Genomic DNA, 695 nt, shown 5'->3' with positions numbered 1-695 from the left:
TTTTGAATATCTTAGAATCGTTCAATCTTATAGAACCAAAGACAACAAGGTTAGGCATAAGACTATTGTTAATTTAGGCAGAGCTGATAAGGTGGCTGAACTATTTCCTGCATTTGAAAAACTTTTTGAACTTTATGGAGATAATGTCTTTGTGCCTATTGATAAAATTAATACCCATGGGGCTAATATCAAAAACTACTCTTATGTTATTATTAAAAAAATGTGGGACAAGTATAAGCTTAGTGAATTTTTTACGAGAATGATTCAAAAAAGGAAGATTGTTTTTGATTTTGTTAAGGTAATTTTCTCTTTGGTAATTAACAGGCTTTTAGTTAGTGAATTATCCAAACTCGGTTATTTCAATCTCAGGGATATGTTTTTGTATTTAAATGAAGAACTCTCACTTCAGGATTTATATAAATCTTTAGATATTCTTGATGAGATCAAGGAAGAATTAGAAGAATATTTGTTTAGAAGGAGCTTGAATCTTATTAATAGAGAAGTAAAGGTGTGTTTTTTTGATGTAACCACTTTGTATTTTGAGAGTCAAAAGGAAGATGAGTTAAGGAAATTTGGTCTGAGCAAGGATTATAAGATGAATGATGTTCAGATTGTTTTGTCTTTGCTTATAGATTCTGACGGATTTCCCATAAGTTTTGATATATATGAAGGGAATAAAGCTGAGACAAAGACCT

The 695-nt window shown here is 30.1% G+C and carries 1 protein-coding gene; it reads left to right on the top strand.

Features of this window, described 5'->3' with window-relative positions; all coding sequences use genetic code 11:
• A partial coding sequence (locus tag ACYQ0O_RS13070) for an IS1634 family transposase (RefSeq protein WP_459893776.1) occupies positions 1 to 695 on the top strand: 695 nt, incomplete at both ends.

The sequence above is a fragment of the Desulfothermus okinawensis JCM 13304 genome, from assembly GCF_054654515.1.
The sequence above is the reverse complement of the archived record's forward strand: the minus strand, read 5'-3'. Positions and strand labels throughout refer to the sequence as shown.